Origin of the sequence: Thiohalocapsa sp. (genome assembly GCF_022340605.1) — a bacterium.
GTDB lineage: Bacteria > Pseudomonadota > Gammaproteobacteria > Chromatiales > Chromatiaceae > Thiohalocapsa.
This window is the reverse complement of record NZ_JAJDNQ010000063.1, coordinates 1-14,939: the sequence shown is the minus strand read 5'-3', so window position 1 is coordinate 14,939 and position 14,939 is coordinate 1. Positions and strand designations below refer to the sequence as shown.

Annotated in this window: 17 protein-coding genes; 14 read left to right on the top strand and 3 right to left on the bottom strand. The window is 67.5% G+C overall.

The genetic code is table 11. From position 1 onward, the window contains the following. The 13 genes from LJE69_RS08030 to LJE69_RS07970 form a co-directional block, all read left to right on the top strand. On the top strand, positions 1–831 hold an 831-nt coding region (locus LJE69_RS08030; RefSeq protein ID WP_296923706.1), incomplete at its 5' end, for an ATP-binding protein. Positions 832–898: 67 nt separating this feature from the next. Further along, positions 899–1,276: a response regulator gene (locus tag LJE69_RS08025; RefSeq protein ID WP_296923704.1), complete on the top strand. Its 378-nt coding sequence runs from the start codon at positions 899–901 to the stop codon at positions 1,274–1,276. Between the two features lie 246 nt (positions 1,277–1,522). After that, complete coding sequence (gene gvpA, locus LJE69_RS08020) at positions 1,523–1,741, top strand: gas vesicle structural protein GvpA (RefSeq protein ID WP_295540625.1); 219 nt, start codon at positions 1,523–1,525, stop codon at positions 1,739–1,741. A 78-nt stretch (positions 1,742–1,819) separates the two neighbouring features. Then, the gene (locus LJE69_RS08015) at positions 1,820–2,683 is read left to right on the top strand and encodes a hypothetical protein (protein WP_296923702.1); all 864 of its coding nucleotides are present in this window, start codon (positions 1,820–1,822) and stop codon (positions 2,681–2,683) included. A 347-nt stretch (positions 2,684–3,030) separates the two neighbouring features. Further along, positions 3,031–4,179 carry a gas vesicle protein GvpN gene (gvpN, locus tag LJE69_RS08010; RefSeq protein ID WP_296923701.1) on the top strand — a complete coding sequence of 383 codons (1,149 nt, stop codon included), beginning with the start codon at positions 3,031–3,033 and terminating at the stop codon, positions 4,177–4,179. Then, positions 4,176–4,604: a hypothetical protein gene (locus LJE69_RS08005; protein ID WP_296923699.1), complete on the top strand. Its 429-nt coding sequence runs from the start codon at positions 4,176–4,178 to the stop codon at positions 4,602–4,604. Before gvpN ends, LJE69_RS08005 begins: the two co-directional genes overlap by 4 nt. 13 nt (positions 4,605–4,617) lie before the next feature. After that, the gene (locus LJE69_RS08000) at positions 4,618–4,851 is read left to right on the top strand and encodes a hypothetical protein (protein WP_296923697.1); all 234 of its coding nucleotides are present in this window, start codon (positions 4,618–4,620) and stop codon (positions 4,849–4,851) included. Positions 4,852–4,955: 104 nt separating this feature from the next. Then, entirely contained in the window at positions 4,956–5,756 is an 801-nt protein-coding gene (locus LJE69_RS07995; RefSeq protein WP_296923693.1) for a GvpL/GvpF family gas vesicle protein, read from the top strand. A gap of 167 nt (positions 5,757–5,923) precedes the next feature. Further along, entirely contained in the window at positions 5,924–6,301 is a 378-nt protein-coding gene (locus LJE69_RS07990; protein WP_296923689.1) for a gas vesicle protein GvpG, read from the top strand. Positions 6,302–6,314: 13 nt separating this feature from the next. Continuing rightward, the gene (locus LJE69_RS07985; RefSeq protein ID WP_296923687.1) at positions 6,315–8,327 is read left to right on the top strand and encodes an ArsA family ATPase; all 2,013 of its coding nucleotides are present in this window, start codon (positions 6,315–6,317) and stop codon (positions 8,325–8,327) included. Beyond that, a complete protein-coding gene (locus LJE69_RS07980; RefSeq protein ID WP_296923685.1) occupies positions 8,324–8,533 on the top strand; it encodes a gas vesicle protein in 210 nt (69 codons plus the stop codon). The genes LJE69_RS07985 and LJE69_RS07980 overlap by 4 nt, the downstream gene beginning before the upstream one ends. Then, positions 8,520–8,885: a gas vesicle protein K gene (locus tag LJE69_RS07975; protein ID WP_296923683.1), complete on the top strand. Its 366-nt coding sequence runs from the start codon at positions 8,520–8,522 to the stop codon at positions 8,883–8,885. The genes LJE69_RS07980 and LJE69_RS07975 overlap by 14 nt, the downstream gene beginning before the upstream one ends. Positions 8,886–8,917: 32 nt before the next feature. Then, entirely contained in the window at positions 8,918–9,337 is a 420-nt protein-coding gene (locus LJE69_RS07970) for a gas vesicle protein (RefSeq protein WP_296923680.1), read from the top strand. A 245-nt stretch (positions 9,338–9,582) separates the two neighbouring features. On the opposite strand, the gene LJE69_RS07965 is transcribed toward LJE69_RS07970, so the two are convergent. Then, on the bottom strand, positions 9,583–10,137 hold the full coding sequence (locus LJE69_RS07965) for a zinc ribbon-containing protein (protein ID WP_296923678.1): 555 nt from the start codon (positions 10,135–10,137) through the stop codon (positions 9,583–9,585). Between the two features lie 362 nt (positions 10,138–10,499). Here LJE69_RS07965 and ppc point away from each other — a divergent pair, with 362 nt between their 5' ends. Then, positions 10,500–13,319 (top strand): phosphoenolpyruvate carboxylase, encoded by a 2,820-nt coding sequence (ppc, locus tag LJE69_RS07960; protein ID WP_296923676.1) that lies wholly within the window; start codon positions 10,500–10,502, stop codon positions 13,317–13,319. 316 nt (positions 13,320–13,635) lie between these two features. Here the strand turns inward: ppc and LJE69_RS07955 are convergent, their stop codons facing one another. Both LJE69_RS07955 and LJE69_RS07950 read right to left on the bottom strand, forming a co-directional pair. After that, positions 13,636–13,974, bottom strand: coding sequence for a hypothetical protein (locus LJE69_RS07955; RefSeq protein ID WP_296923674.1), 339 nt, complete (start codon positions 13,972–13,974; stop codon positions 13,636–13,638). A gap of 222 nt (positions 13,975–14,196) precedes the next feature. Then, a partial coding sequence (locus tag LJE69_RS07950; protein WP_296923672.1) for an MBL fold metallo-hydrolase RNA specificity domain-containing protein occupies positions 14,197–14,939 on the bottom strand: 743 nt, incomplete at its 5' end.

The window sequence follows — 14,939 nt, the reverse complement described above, 5'->3', positions numbered from 1 at the left end:
CCACGCACCACCGAGTGCCGGCTCATCTGCGGTGATCGCGAGCCGATCCTGGTGTCATGGCTGCTGTCGCCAATGAAGGACGACATGGGCGCCATCATCGGCGCGGTCGCCGTGGGCCGGGACCTCACCGAGCGACGCAAGTTGGAGTTCCAACTGCGCCAGTCGCACAAGCTCGCGGCGCTGGGCGTCATGGCCGGTGGCATCGCGCATGAGATCCGCAACCCACTCGCCGTGTGCTCGTCGGCAGCACAGTTCCTGCTGGAGGAAGACCTGCCCGAGGACTTCCGGCAGGAGTGCATCGAGAAGATTCAGAGCGGCCTGCACAAGGCCTCGGAGATCATCGAGAACATGCTCCGCTTCGCTCGGCCCGCCTCACAGGAGATCATGGGCGAAGTAGACCTGCTGGCGGTGCTGCGCGAGACGCTGACGCTCATCGACAATCAGGCGCGGGTACAGAAGATCCGCCTGCAGCAGCACCTGCCTGAGCAGTCGGTGATCGTGCGCGGGATGCCGTCGCTGTTGCAGCAGGTGTTCATGAACCTGTGCTTGAACGCGATCCAGGCCATGCCGGATGGCGGTGATCTGGAGATCACGGTGCAGCCGCTGGACAACGAGGTCCTGGTAGAGGTGAGAGACACCGGTATCGGCATCGCCGAGGCCGACTTGGAGCGCATCTTCGACCCCTTCCACACGAGCTCGAGCCCTGGCTGGGGCACCGGGCTCGGACTCTCGATCTGTTATTCCATCGTGCAGCGACACCTCGGCTCCATCGGCGCGCAGAGCCGCTTGGGGCAGGGGAGCTGTTTCAGCGTGCGGCTGCCGTTGCTGTAGCCCGCGACCGCTCCGTCGCGGCGCCGACCGCAAGGTCTCGGCCCGTGCAGCCCCCACGGAGGGCAACGTGACGACGCCAGAGAGCATCCTCGCGGTCGACGATGAGCCCGCGGTCTGTTGGGCGCTGGAGCGCTTGTTCAGCATCCATGGCTACTTTGCGTGGACGGTGCAGCGCGGCGAGGAGGCGCTGGCCCTGCTGGCGCAGCGGCACTTCTCGCACATCCTGCTGGATGCCAAGCTGCAAGACATGGACGGCCTGGCACTTGCGGCGCAGGCGCGCGAGCACAATCCCGACGCCATCGTGCTGTTGATCTCCGCCTATTACTACCGGGACGACCCGGACATCACCAGCGCGCTGGAGAGCGGGCTCATCAACGGCTTCATCCCGAAGCCCTTCACCCACGCCGAAATTCTGCGCCATTTGCAGGAAGACCGGGCACTCTAGGGAAGCGCCTCCACAACTATGGAACGGTTTCCATGGATCGAGAACCAGGCTTCTACCTATTGTAAAGCGGAAATTTACAATAGTGGGCGCAAAAATTTACAAAAGTGGGCGCGGCCTCCGATATCGGCCGTTTCAATCGCCTTCATCGTGTCCGCCGCATAGTTGGCATCCTGGTTGCTTTATATATACCGACAGCGCGAGGCGCTGTTTAAACCTAAAACGCAATCACAGCGTAGGAGCTTTAAAATGGCAAAAGTCGCTAACTCCACCGATTCCTCGAGCCTGGCCGAAGTCGTTGACCGCGTGCTGGACAAGGGCATCGTGATCGACGCGTGGGCGAAGGTGTCCCTGGTCGGCATCGAGCTGCTCTCGGTTGAGGCTCGCGTGGTCGTGGCCTCCGTGGAGACCTACCTGAAGTACGCCGAGGCGATCGGCCTGACCTCCAGCGCTGCTGCGCCTGCCTGAGCCTGAGGCTTTGCGGCAGCCCCCGTGCCGCCGCTGACCCGGCGGCGCGGGGGACTTCACATCGCAGGAGGGCAGACCATGGGCAAAATTTTAGACGACATGACGCGTCTGCGCGAGGACATTGATCGTGGTCACGCCGAACGGCAGGCCGCCGGTCAGGCAAGGGCCGAGGATATGGCCGACATGGCGGCTGGTGTAGTCGACATGCTCGGTCGCTTCGCCTCGGCCCGCCGGGCGCAGTTCGACAAGGATAGCGCAGCGCGTGGAGCCTTCATCGGAAACCTCGTGCAGGGTGTCCGCGACCTCAGCGAAGAGGTCGGGACCATGATGACCCGGATGCATGACGAGCGCATGGACACCGCCCTGCAGGACGCCGAGGCGCGGCAACAGGACGTCGCGGAACGCGTCGAGTACATCCGCGGCAAGCTGGGCGATTTCCACGAAGAGATGGAGGCCTTCCGTGACGAGTTCGCGGCGACCGCGGAGCAGGACGCACGCGTGAGGATCGGCTTCGTCGCAGACAAGGCCCGCGAGGTGGCCGACGCGCTTGCAGACTTCCGCCAGAAGCATGAGACGCAGGCGGTGGAGGACGCGGAGGCGCGGCGCGAGTTCATGTCCGATATCAGTAACAAGGTTCGCACGCTGCAGGGAGAGGTCGCATCCGACTTGGCCGGCGTTCGTGCGCTGTTCGGTGGGGGCTTCCGCGCGCAAAGCAAGCCGAGCCATAGTCCGGCAAAGCGCGCGGCGCAGCCGCAGCCCGCGCATAAGCCGCCGGTTGTACCAAAGGGACCGGCCGCTCAGTCGCGCCCCGGCGGTGACACGCCCGCGGCCAGTGCGTCGGAAGGCGGCGCATCGAAGCCGGCAGCCGAGACGGCCGGCGAGGGTGGCAAGGACGGCGGCAAGCGCGCGACCAAACAGCGGAGCAGCAAATCTGACGCCTGAGGGGCAGTAGCACGCCCGACGCCGAGGGATCACGGCAAGGGCAATTGACAAGGGCGCCGGCAGGATGCCGCGGAGGGACGCAACGGAAGCACCGGCGTCGCGCGTCGAGGGCACGACGCGCGACGCTCCGCGCAGCGCCTCACGGGTCGCGGATCGGAGTATCTCGGCCCGGATTTTTTTTGCCGACGGCCCTGCCGTCGCTGCGGGCGTGCCGGCGTACCCGCCGTGGCTGCCTGTCGGGGGCGCCGCGCCACTCACTCAGCCGGCCGCAGCGGCAAAACCGCAAGGCGGCAAAACCGCAAGAACGTATACGCCCGCAAGCACGCACACGCGAGGATTTTTGTTCCATGACCCCCAACAGCCAAGCCAATGCGAGCGCATCCGGCGGCGACAACGTCGTCCCCGAGGCCAGCGACTCCTTCGTCACCACGACCTACATCAGCGGCATCGCCGAGCGCGCCCTGTCCTACCTTCAGGCGGGCTATCCGGTGCACCTGGCCGGACCCTCCGGCACCGGCAAGACCACATTGGCATTCCACCTGGCCGCGCTTTGGGGGCAGCCCGTCACTTTGATCCACGGCAACGACGAGTTCGAGGTGTCGGACCTGATCGGCACCAACGACGCCGGCTACCGCCGTAGCAAGGTGGTGGACAACTACATCCACTCGGTGCTGCGCACCGAAGAGGAGATGCGCCAGGTGTGGGTGGATGACCGCCTCACCACCGCCTGCCGCAACGGCGACACCCTGATCTACGACGAGTTCAACCGCTCGCGGCCCGAGGCCAACAACGTGCTGTTGTCGGTGCTCTCCGAGGGCATCCTGAACCTGCCCGGGCTGCGCACCGCGGGCGAGGGCTACCTGGACGTGGCGGAGAGCTTCCGTGCCATATTCACCTCGAACCCCGAGGAGTACGCCGGCACGCACAAGACGCAGGATGCCCTGCTGGACCGGATGATCACCATCCGCCTGAATCCGCCGGACCGCAATACCGAGCTCGCGATCACCAAGGCCAAGTCCGGTCTGGACGAGCTGGAGGCGGGACGCATCGTGGACATCGTGCGCGAGCTGCGCGGCAACAACGAGAACAAGTCCCAGCCCACGCTGCGCGCCGGCATCGCCATCGCCAAGGTGCTGGCGAACGGCTCCGGTCGCGCCCGCGCCGGCGACCAACTGTTTCACCACATTTGCTACGACGTGCTGAGCATGGAGACCGCGAAGGTGCGTCACGACGGCCGTTCCGTTTATCAGGAAATGGTGGACCGCGTGATCCGGCAGGTCTGCCCGCCCGTCGATGCGGACCGTCGCAAGCTGCGTAGCACGGATCTGCCCGCGGCCAGAGGCCCAGGCAAGGCGCCTACCAAGGCGCAGCCCAAGCCCGCGTCCACCTCCGGCCCCAAGACCGTGAAGTCGGCCGGCGGCGGGTCCGCCAATGCACCCCAGGACGCTCAGCTTGCCGCCCTGAGGAACAAAACCGCACCGGGAGACAAAGCATGAGCAGCAAGTCCAGTCGTCCGGCACGCTCTCTGGCGGACATTCGCACCCATGCCGGCAAGAGCAGCAATGGCTCGCAGGTGGGCTACACGAACTATTTCGAGATGGGTGCCTTGGAGCTGGAGCGGCTGCGCCGTCGCCAGGAGCGTGAGTCCGCACAGCGGCGCGTCGACGAAATCGACCGTCGCATTGCAGAGATCGACGCACAGATGGCCCAGCTGAAGGCAGGGCTGGAGGCATCCGATGCCCGGCGCGCGGAGGCCGAAGCGGCTGACAGCGGAACACGCTCCGCCCGTGCCCAACAATCCGGACGTCGTGTTGCCGCGACTGGCGCTGCGGAGGGGGCCGCGGCGGTGGTGCGCGGCGGCACGGCCCGGGCCAAGCCCAAAGAGTCCGGCGAGCGCAGGGGACTGCGCATTCGCTACTGAGGCGAAGCGCACCATGATCCGGACCCAACGAGAGATCCGCACCCGGGCGCACATCAAGACGCTGGATGCGTTGCGTACGGCCACCGGCAGGGATGGCCGGCTGCGGGCGAGCCAGCGCTTGGCGCTGGCCGAGGATGGCCTCGACGCGCGCCTGAAGCTGTTCTGCGGCGCCGCACCGGCCCTGCCGCGGCGGTTGGAAGTGCGCCGGCGGTGGCTGCGACACGCGCTGCGCGTAGCGCGGGCCTGAGCCGCGTGGTCGCGGTATCCCGCGACCCACGTTCAGCAATCCAGGGCGCGGTGCCGTGCCCACGCGCGGGCCGGCGCCGGCGCCGAACGAGAGGAGACCCCCCAATGGCCGGTACAACCAACAGCTCCCGCGGCAAGCTCATCTACGCCCTAACCGATCTCGGTGAGGGTGTCGATGAGCAAATCTACAAGGTGCATGGCATCGGCAACGCCACCGTCTACAGCATCGGCAAAGATAACGTCGCCGCCGTGGTGAGCGATGTTCACAGCACCAAGGTTCGCCCGGAGCGGCGCAACCTGATGGCGCACCGCGCCGTGCTCGCGCACCTGCTGGAGGTGGGCACGGTGCTGCCCATGCGCTTCGGCGTCATCGCCGCCAACGCCGAGGCCGTGCGCAAGCTGCTCGGCGCCAACAGCGAGTCCATCGCGGACCAGCTGATGCGCGTGCGCAACCGCATCGAGATGGGGCTGCGCGTGTCGTGGGACGTCACGAATATCTACGAATACTTCGTCGGCATGCACCCCCTGCTGCGCGAGGCGCGAGACCGCCTGCTAGTGCAAGGGGACAGCGCGGCGCGGGACGAGAAGATCGAGGTCGGGCGCATGTTCGACCACCTGGTGAGCGAAGCGCGCGAGCAGTACACGGAGCAGGTCATGGAGGTCATGCGCCGCTACTGCGAAGAGGTCGTGGCGAGCCCAGTGAAGAAGGAAAAGGAAGTCATGAACATCGCCTGTCTCATCGAGCGCGACGGGCAGGCGGAGTTCGAGCGCGGCGTGTTCGAGGCATCCAAGCAGTTCAACAACGATTATCTGTTCGACTACAACGGGCCTTGGGCGCCGCACAACTTCGTCGACCTGGACCTGGAGACGCCGCAGACCGAATCCACGGCGGAGCAGGCCGGCTGACATGGACGCGGGCACGATCAGGGGCGATGCACCAGCGTGCTCCTGGTCTTGTCCGAGCCGACCGCGGTGGGTAGAGGCCGCGGAGCATTTTCACCATTGGGGCCAAGCGCCGCACCGCCACGCGGCCAGAACAGGCGCGCCGGGCCCGCACACATGCGGAGACGCCCATGCTGCTGATCGACGACATTCTCCTATCGCCCTGCAAGGGCCTGCTGTGGGTCTTCGAGGAGATTCACAACAATGCCGTGGAAGAGCTCGAAGGCCAGGCGGAGCGTATCCGCAACGAGCTCACCGACCTGTATATGATGCTGGAGACCGGTCAGATCGAAGAGGATGAGTTCGACCAGCGGGAGTCGGCGTTGCTGGACCGTCTGGACCAGCTGGAGGCGGAAGGGCTCGCCGACGATGAGGACGAGGAACAGGACGAGGACGAGGACGAGGACGACGAGATCGACGTGGACGCGGTCACCATGCGTGTGTTCGCCGACGACGCCGAGACGAGGACCGGCGCCGGCCGCGGGCGCGTCCTGGAGACCGAAGACTAGCCCAGGTATCCCGATGTCCGTCTCCGCCCAGGTGCCCGATTTCCTCGACGCGGCTGGGCTCGCGCTGCTGTTTTTCGGCGGCAAGGGCGGCGTCGGCAAGACCACTTGTGCGTCTGCGGCGGCGCTGGCGATCGCCCAGCGGCGCCCCGCGCAGGCAGTGCTTCTGGTTTCCACCGACCCGGCCCACTCCATCGACGATGCCTTTGCCGATCTGTCGGCGCCCGGCAATCTCGAGCTGCTGCAGCTCGATGCCGCGGCGACGCTGGGAGACTTCCGGCAGCGCTACCATGCCGAGTTGCGGGAGATCTCGCGGCGCGGCACCCTGCTGGACGACGCCGATGTCGATGCCTTGCTGAACGTCGGCCTGCCGGGCATGGACGAGCTCGCCGCCTATTTGGAGATGGCCGCCTGGTTGGAGCAGGAACGCTACGGCTGCATCGTGGTGGACACCGCGCCCACCGGCCATGCCCTGCGGCTCCTGACCATGCCGGCGCTGGTGTACCGTTGGCTCAGGGCGCTGGACGCGCTGCTGGCCAAGCACCGCTACCTGCGGCGGCGCTTCGGTGGCAACTACCGCCCGGACCATCTGGACCAGTTCCTGCTCGGGCTGGAGTCCTCGCGCAAGAGCCTGGCGGCGCTGCTGCGCGACGGCCAGCGCTGCCGCTTCGTGCCGGTGACGCTCGCCGAGCGCATGAGCCTCGCCGAGACCGCCGATCTGCTGGCAGCGCTGGGCGAGCACGACGTGCCCGTGGGAGAACTGATCGTGAACCGCGTGTACCCGGCATCGCGCTGTGCCGGCGGTCACGCGGCGAACGCCGATGGCCCTTGTCCGATCTGCCTCGCGGAGCGCCGGCGCCAGTTGCTGGCTCTCAAGGGGCTGGCGACCGAGTACCCGTCCGTGCGTCGGCACGGCCTGCCGCTGTTGGCGGATGAACCCCGCGGGGAGCGGCTGGCCGGACTTTGGCAGCGGCTCGCCTCCGTGGATGCACCCGTCGCCGCTGCCCCCGGTGCGCTGCACGATGCCGCCGAGGGCGAGCTGGCCGCGGTGCTGCCAAGGCGGGTGGAGCAGCCGGCGCCATCGCCACCGCCGGGACTGCGGCTGGTGATCCTGGCTGGCAAAGGCGGCGTTGGCAAGACCACGCTGGCGTGCGCGACGGCGGTGCACCTGCATCGTCGGCGCGTCGACCACCGGGTGCTTCTCTTCTCGACCGACCCGGCTCACTCGCTGGCGGACGCGCTCGGCCGTCCTGTCGGGCCGGAACCGCGCGGTTTGGCCCCTGGTCTGGATGCGCAAGAGGTGGACGCCGAGGCGGTTTTCGCCGACATCCGCGCAGAGTACAGTGCCGAGGTTCAGAGCATCTTTCAGAACTTCGGCAACCTGGACATCACCTTCGACCGCGAGGTCATGGAGCGCCTGCTGGACCTCGCCCCGCCCGGGCTCGACGAGATCATGGCGCTTACCACGGCCATGGAACACTTGGATGGCGGGAGCTACGATCTGATCGTGCTGGATGCCGCGCCGAGCGGCCACCTGCTGCGCCTGCTCGAACTGCCGGAGCTCATCACGGACTGGCTCAAGTTGTTCTTCGAGCTCTTGCTCAAGTACCGCAACGTGTTGCGGATGCCGCGCCTGTCGGAGCGGCTGGTGACGCTTTCTCGCTCAGTGAAGCGGCTACGGGCGCTGCTCGCCGACCCGCATCGCACCCGGGTGCAGGTGGTGGCCGTCGCCACTGAGCTCGCGCTCGCCGAGACCGCGGATCTCACCACGGCGCTGGCGGGCCTGTCTATTGCAAGTCCTGTACTGATGATCAACCAACTGACGCCGCCGCAAGCGACGGATTGTGCGTGCGGTCTTTGCGAAGCAGTGCGCGAGCGCGAGTGGCAACGCATTGCCGATGCGGCCGAGCGCTTCCCGCGCATGCATCAAGTGCTGGTCTATCGCCAGCACGAGCCGACCGGTCTGGAGGCGCTCGCTGAACTGGGCGCGGCCCTGTACCGCGCCCCACGGGCGGAGGATGCACGATGAGCGCCGATACGGCAGCCGTCGAGAACCGCAACATCTCGCTGTGCGAGGTGCTGGACCGGGTGCTGAACAAGGGCGCGGTGGTGGCGGCGGAGATCACCATCACCGTTGCCGACATAGACCTCGTGTACCTGAGCCTGCAAGCGCTGGTGACGTCCGTCGAGACTGGCCGGCGCCTGCAACAGGAGATGGCGAATGACCTCCTCTGATTGGCACAGCGGCGACGCGCGGGCCGCGGCGGACACGAACCAGGCGGACCTGCTGGCGAGTCCAGCGCCGCCGGCGGTGACGGCCCAGGGTGCGCGCCTCGAGATCGACGGGGAGCGCGTGCGCAACGGCCTTGCCCAGTTGGTGCTGACCCTGGTGAAGTTGCTGCACGAGCTCCTCGAGCGCCAAGCCATCGCCCGGATGGACTCCGGCAGCCTCACGGACGAGGAAATCGAGCGCCTGGGCACGACCCTGATGCGGCAGGCGGAAGAGCTCAGGCGCGTTCAGGAGGTCTTCGGTCTCGAAGATGAGGACCTGAATATCGATCTCGGCCCACTGGGCCGGTTGCTTTAGCGTTTGAGGCCAACTGCCCCGAAGGAGACATCATGGCCGTTACGGTCAACCAAAGAAGCCCCTCCCATTCCACCAGCAGCACCACGGTGGCCGACCTGCTGGAACGGTTGCTCGACAAGGGCGTCGTTGTCGCGGGCGACATCCGCATCAAGCTGGTAGAGGTGGAGTTGCTGTCGCTGGAGATCCGCCTGCTGATCTGCTCCGTGGATAAGGCGGTGGAGATGGGGCTCGACTGGTGGCGTGGCAATCCGGCCTTCGACACCAGCGCCAGGCGCGGATTGCCGGCGCACGCCGCCGATGGCGATGCGGCGATCCACGCCGGTGCACCGCTGCCCGCGAGCGCTGCGCAGCCGCAATCGATGCCCAGCGCCACCGCACCGCCCGAGAATCAGGCCCTCGAACAGCGGCTCGCCCGCCTCGAGGCGCTGCTCGCCGAGCGCCCGCCGGAGTAACGCCCGATCGTCGGGCCTCCTAGCGTCGGCCCGACCTACGCCAGCTCGGGCCATGGTATGCGGCCTTGCCGCCGGTCGCGGCACCAAGAGTGCCGCTCCCACAAGAGCTGCTGCACCGAATACTGTCACAGTCTCCGCGCCGTGGGAGCGGCGTCCCCGCCGCGATTGGGCCGGGCGCCGCTCGTGGGAGCGCCACTGCTGTTTGTGGCGCGATTCGGCACGGTGCCGCGACCGCCCGCCCCCCCTCAGTCGCCGCTTCCGCCCTTGTCTTGGGGCTGCGGCCGGCGGAAGGTGAGGTTGCCGCACTCGGCGCAGGGGGGAATGCGCCCGCTGCGGGCGAAGTGTGTCTCGGCGCCACACTTGTCGCAGATGAGCGTGCCCGGCCCGGTGATTTGGCCCGCTTGATAGAGGGTCGCCTCGCGGGCGCGCTCGGCCCATTGTTGCAGCTGCAGGCTGGTCTGGTCGGCAACGCTGGTGAATGCGTCCAGCATGCGCTGCTCGATGAGCTCGAGGTCGAAGCGCCACCACTCGCGCAGGTCCTCACCGGTCTCCACCAGCCAGTGCGCGGCGTCTTCGACATCGCGCTCCACGTAGTCCGAGATCTTGGCCGCTTCCTCTCGGCTCAGCTCGCCCAGCTCGACCATGTTGTCGCGGACCTTCTCCAGGATCTGGCGCAGCTTTGGCGCGGACTCCTGGGCTTCCTCGATGCCTTCCCTGGTGCGCTTGAGCATTTCCTCGTAGGCGCCTACCAGGCGGTCGGTGGTGCTGTCGTCTTGCTCGCGCTTGTCGGTGTCGTTCATGGCGCTCTCCACGTGGCCCTGAGACTGCCCGCGGGGTGCGGGCTGGTGCTGCTTCAAGTCTGCGCGATGGGGCGGAAATGGCAAGCTGTTTGCGTCCGTGGGAGCGGCACGCTTGGTGCCGCGACCAGCGCCAAGGCAACAGACAACGCCCCAAGTAACCGCCCAGCGGCAGGCAACCTCCCGGCCGTCGTCGCGCCACAAAAGGCAGTGGCGCTCCAACGTGCTGCCTTGCGAGGAGAGCATCGGGGACGGATGTCTCTCGCTGCGCTTTGCCGCTCGGGGGCCGCGGGTTAGACTGCCGTTCCTATTCTGCCGATGCACTGGAGTCCGGAACATCGGCCCCCGCCGCAGTATCCCGCACCATGAACCATCCCGCCCCCGACGCGACAGAGACCCTCGTCGTCTCGACCCCGAGCGCCGAACAGGACATCACGCTCTTTGCCAACCTGCTGGGCGAGGTGCTTCGCCAGCACAGCCGCAAGCGCGTGCTGGTCGTCGTGGAGCGGCTGCGTGATGGCTTCCTCGCGTTGCGCGAGCAGGAGGACCCGGAACTGCGCGGCAAGCTGATGAAGCGCATCGATCAGCTGGACCCGCAGACGCTCTCGGAGGTGACCCGGGCGTACACCATCTATTTCTCGCTGGCGCACATCGCCGAAGAGGTGCACAGCTACCTCGCCCGGCGCGCCCGCATCAGCGCCGGCGGCAGGCTTTGGCGCGGCTCCTTCGACCACACGCTACGCCAATTCGCGGAGGAGGGCGTGGGTCCGGCGCGCTTCCAGGTGCTGCTGGATCGGCTCGTGTACCTGCCGGTGTTTACGGCGCACCCGACCGAGGCCAAGCGGCGCACCACGCTGGAAACCCAACGGCGGATCTTCCTGTTGATGCTGGACTGGCGCCGCTCGGTGCTGAACGAGGAAGAACAGCAGGACCGCATGGCGGAGATCCTGCGCGAGATTCAGATCCTGTGGAAGACCGACGAGGTGCGCGTCCACAAGCCGCAGGTGATGGACGAGGTGCGCCAGGGGCTGTACTTCTTCCATGCCTCTCTGTTCGAGAGCCTGCCGCGGGTGTACCGCAACCTGGAGCGCTCGGTGCGGCGTGTCTATGGTGCGGATGCCGGCATCAGGGTGCCGAGCTTCGTGCACTTCGGCTCCTGGATCGGCGGCGATCGCGATGGGAATCCGTTCGTAAAGCCCGATACGACGGCGCTTGCGGTGCGTATGCACTGCGAGGTGGCGCTCACCGAGTACATCCGCCGGGTCAGGGAGCTGACCCGCATTCTGAGCCACTCCAGCACCCTGGTGCAGCCGTCCCAGGCCTTCCTGGACAGCCTGGACGACGACGAGGACTACTGGCTCGGCGCCATGGGCCAAACCGTGCGGCGCTATTTCCACGAGCCCTACCGCCGCAAGCTCGCCATCGTCCGCCACCGGCTGGAAGCGAACCTGGCCCGGGTGCAGGCGCGCATCGAGCACCCGGAGGCGCCCACCGACACCGTCAAGGGCTACGACGACGAGGCGCAGTTGCTGGCGGACCTGTATCTCATCCGCGACTCGTTGGCGAGCCATGACGATGCCAGCGCCGCGGACGGCCCGCTCGCCGATCTGATCCGGCTGGTGGAGAGCTTCGGCTTCCACCTGGTGAATCTGGACGTGCGACAGGAGTCCATCCGGCACACTGCGGCGGTGACGGAGCTGTTCGCGCGCCAGCCCGGCGCACCCTTCTACGATGCCTTCACCGAGGAGCAGAAGCTCCTGGCCCTGGCGGAGGCCATCGCCCACCCGCACCCCTTCCACATCGACAAGGGCACCCTGACCCCCGAGACCCGCGAGACGCTGGAGGTCTTCGAAGTCATGGCGCGCATGCGCGCCGAGATCAGCGAGCAGGTGTTCGGTTCCTACGTCATCTCCATGACCCACAGCGCGAGCCACGTGATGGAGGTGATGCTGCTCGCCCGCCTCGCCGGGCTGGCCGGCAGGACGCCGCAGGGCTGGCATTGCGAGATCCGCATCGCACCGCTGTTCGAGACCATCGAAGACCTCGAGCACATCGACGGCGTCATGTCGAAGCTGTTCGACAACGAAACCTACGCCGCGCTCCTGGCCGCCTCCGGCAACCTGCAAGAGGTGATGCTCGGCTATTCGGACTCCTGCAAGGACGGCGGCATCCTGTCGTCCGCCTGGAACCTCTACGAGGCGCAGGAGAAGATTGTCGCACTGGCAGAAGGCCGCGGCGTCCAGTGCCGGCTGTTCCATGGCCGCGGCGGCACCATCGGCCGCGGTGGCGGCCCGACGCACGAGGCCATCCTGTCGCAACCGGACGACACCGTGCACGGGCAGATCAAGTTCACCGAGCAGGGCGAGGTGCTCTCCTACCGATACGCCAACCCCGAGACGGCGCTGTACGAGCTCACCATGGGCATCAGCGGCCTGATCAAGGCCAGCCGCTGCGTCATCGAGCCGCCCGAGCCGGCGCGCAAGGACTACCTGGGCATCATGGAAGAGCTGGCCCGCTACGGCGAGGACGCCTATCACGGGCTGGTGGACGCCGAGGGACTGCTGGACTACTTCTACGAGGTCACGCCGGTCGATGCCATCGCGCTGCTCAACATCGGCTCGCGCCCGTCGCACCGCAAGAAGGCCGACCGCTCGCTCAATTCCATCCGCGCCATCCCCTGGGTCTTCGGCTGGGCGCAGTCCCGGCACACCATCCCCGCCTGGTACGGCATCGGCACCGCCATTGAGCGCTGGCGCGACAACGACCTGGAGCGCCTCGCCAAGCTCCAGAAGATGTACCAAGAGTGGCCCTTCTTCCGCGCCATCCTGAGCAACACTCAGATGTCGCTGTTCAAGGCGGAGATGCACATCGCCGCCAGCTACACCCAGCTCGCCAGCGACGCCGAGCGCGCCGCGCGCATCTACGGCCTGATCGCCGCCGAGTACGAGCGCACCCGCACGCAGGTGCTCAACATCGCCGGCTTGCACGGCCTGATGGAAGAAACCCCCGACCTCCAGCTTTCTCTGGCTCGGCGCAACACCTACCTGGACCCGCTGAACCACGTGCAGATCGCGTTGCTTCAGCGCTTCCGCGGCAGCCCGGACCAGGACGGCCGCGAGCAGTGGCTCGACCCGCTGCTGCGCTCCATCAACGCCATCGCCGCCGGCATGCGCAACACCGGCTGATCCTCGGGATACATACCGATGAGCACGAGTGACCTGTACGAGCACGATTCGAGCGATCACCGCGTTAAGTCAACGCACGCGGTCTTGACCTCAGGTCCGTCCACCGCCGTGGGAGCGCCGTCCCCGGCGCGATGCGTGCCGCCGTGGGAGCGCCGTCCCCGGCGCGATGCGTGCGCGTGGGCCGGACCATCGCGGCGAGGACGCCGCTCCCACGGCAGACCAGACCTCCGCAGAGCCTCTCCCCACCGCCCGTAAACAATCCGGACACCTGCACGCGAACGCCTCTGCATCGAGGCATCCGCATCCAGCGAGGGTCTCAAAGCACGCGCGGCGCACTCGTTTGCGGAGGCGCCGTGCGTTCGAGGAAGGCCGCTTCCGGCTCTCCCTGCACCTCCACGTGCACCAGCACCCAAGCGGGGCGGCCGTCCCGGCGGTGCACGCCCACCAGCTTGTCCGCGTAGCGCCGGCCCGTCTTCGCGTCGCGGACGATCCGCTGCAGCTCCTTGTCGAGGAAGCGATGGCCGCGCGACCAATCGATGTCCGCGTGGACGGCAGGGAACAGCAGCGCCAGGAACTCGGGAAACCAGCCCTCAAGCGCCTCCTTCCAGGGGCTGTCGTGATCGCTGCGGGGGCTCGGGTCAGCGTTGTCGGTCATCGCGGCGCATCCTCGGCAGTGGGGCCGAGGTGCAGTCTAGCTACGTTCCGTCGTAGAAGACGATGCGGGTGGCCAGTCGCGGCGAGGACGCCGCTCCCACGGCGGACTTGGCGCTGTGAGAGCGCCGTGCTCGGCGCGATGGCGGCCGGCGGCGCGGCCAGTCGCGGCGAGGACGCCGCTCCCACGCCGCCGGGCTGAAGCTGTAAAAAATTCTGGCACCCCTCAATCGGGGATCAAGATGCGCGCGCGGGGCGCCGCCTCGCGCAACGCCGCCGCCAGCGCCGCCTTGGCCCCCGCATCCCCGTGCACCAAGCGGATCTCCCGCGGCGGGGACGGGATGCCGGTGACGAAGTCGATGAGGTTCCGTTGGTCGGCGTGCGCCGAGTAGCCGCCGATGGTGTGCACGCGGGCGCGGATGTCGTAGCGCTCGCCGTCCAGCACCACGTAGCCGCCGCGCGGTCCGTAGCGCTGGATGTCGCGGCCGGGCGTGCCGGCGGCCTGGTAGCCGACGAAGAGCACATCGTGGCGGGCATCGCCAAGCAGGGCCTTGAGGTAATTCACCACGCGGCCTCCCGCGCACATCCCGCTGGCCGCGATCACCACCGCCGGCTGGCGGCTGTGGGCCAGATAATTGACCATGCGCAGGTGGTCATCGTGGCGATCCACGGTGACCAGTTGCTCGAAGGCCAGCGGGTGGCGTCCTGCCTCCACGCGCTGCTTCGCCTCCGCATCCCAGTGCGCGCGCAGGCGCCGGTAGCCGGCGGTGAAGTCCGCCGCGAGCGGTGAGTCGAGCACCACTTGCAGCTCCCGCCAGGCCTCGCGCGGTTCGGCACCGCTGCTGCCGTGCGCGTGAAACAGCTCCTCCAGCTCGTAGAGCAGCTCCTGCGTGCGGCCGATGCTGAAGGCCGGGATCAGCACCGTGCCGCCGTCCTCGAGCGCATGCTCGATCACCGCGCGCAGGCGCT

Excerpts from the sequence above, each read along its gene's own strand:
- gvpA (WP_295540625.1), top strand. The coding sequence starts at position 1,523 with ATGGCAAAAGTCGCTAACTCCACCGATTCCTCGAGCCTGGCCGAAGTC.
- LJE69_RS08015 (WP_296923702.1), top strand. The coding sequence starts at position 1,820 with ATGGGCAAAATTTTAGACGACATGACGCGTCTGCGCGAGGACATTGAT.
- gvpN (WP_296923701.1), top strand. The coding sequence starts at position 3,031 with ATGACCCCCAACAGCCAAGCCAATGCGAGCGCATCCGGCGGCGACAAC.
- LJE69_RS08005 (WP_296923699.1), top strand. The coding sequence starts at position 4,176 with ATGAGCAGCAAGTCCAGTCGTCCGGCACGCTCTCTGGCGGACATTCGC.
- LJE69_RS08000 (WP_296923697.1), top strand. The coding sequence starts at position 4,618 with ATGATCCGGACCCAACGAGAGATCCGCACCCGGGCGCACATCAAGACG.
- LJE69_RS07995 (WP_296923693.1), top strand. The coding sequence starts at position 4,956 with ATGGCCGGTACAACCAACAGCTCCCGCGGCAAGCTCATCTACGCCCTA.
- LJE69_RS07990 (WP_296923689.1), top strand. The coding sequence starts at position 5,924 with ATGCTGCTGATCGACGACATTCTCCTATCGCCCTGCAAGGGCCTGCTG.
- LJE69_RS07985 (WP_296923687.1), top strand. The coding sequence starts at position 6,315 with ATGTCCGTCTCCGCCCAGGTGCCCGATTTCCTCGACGCGGCTGGGCTC.
- LJE69_RS07980 (WP_296923685.1), top strand. The coding sequence starts at position 8,324 with ATGAGCGCCGATACGGCAGCCGTCGAGAACCGCAACATCTCGCTGTGC.
- LJE69_RS07975 (WP_296923683.1), top strand. The coding sequence starts at position 8,520 with ATGACCTCCTCTGATTGGCACAGCGGCGACGCGCGGGCCGCGGCGGAC.
- LJE69_RS07970 (WP_296923680.1), top strand. The coding sequence starts at position 8,918 with ATGGCCGTTACGGTCAACCAAAGAAGCCCCTCCCATTCCACCAGCAGC.
- LJE69_RS07965 (WP_296923678.1), bottom strand. The coding sequence starts at position 10,137 with ATGAACGACACCGACAAGCGCGAGCAAGACGACAGCACCACCGACCGC.
- ppc (WP_296923676.1), top strand. The coding sequence starts at position 10,500 with ATGAACCATCCCGCCCCCGACGCGACAGAGACCCTCGTCGTCTCGACC.
- LJE69_RS07955 (WP_296923674.1), bottom strand. The coding sequence starts at position 13,974 with ATGACCGACAACGCTGACCCGAGCCCCCGCAGCGATCACGACAGCCCC.